At 61.3% G+C, this 315-nt stretch carries 1 rRNA gene; it reads left to right on the top strand.

From position 1 onward, the window contains the following. Nucleotides 1-216: 216 nt before the first annotated feature. A 23S ribosomal RNA gene (locus ACLBXP_RS25510) occupies nucleotides 217-315 on the top strand; the annotation flags it as partial.

Here is a 315-nt window from a genome sequence, read left to right as displayed (position 1 = left end):
GTTTGCAGGCCCGGGTGACCGGGATCTGCGAAGTGACATCGTGAAGAGGGAATGTGACCGTGACGGCAGCGAGAGCTGGTCCGCCAGGGTCACGTTCGGCAAGCAACTGTGACGCGCTTCGAAAGGAGTGCGTCACGGGTCTTTTTGTGACCCGTGTGCGCGGGTGAGGGCAGCCGGATCGGCTGTGTCTCGCCAGCGGACATCGATCACGAGAGCGATCAAGTGCCTTAAGAGCATTCGGTGGATGCCTTGGCGCTGAGAGGCGATGAAGGACGTGGTACGCTGCGATAAGCCTTGGGGAGCTGCGAACGAGCT

Source organism: Methylobacterium sp. A54F, assembly GCF_053346035.1.
The sequence above is the reverse complement of the archived record's forward strand: the minus strand, read 5'-3'. Positions and strand labels throughout refer to the sequence as shown.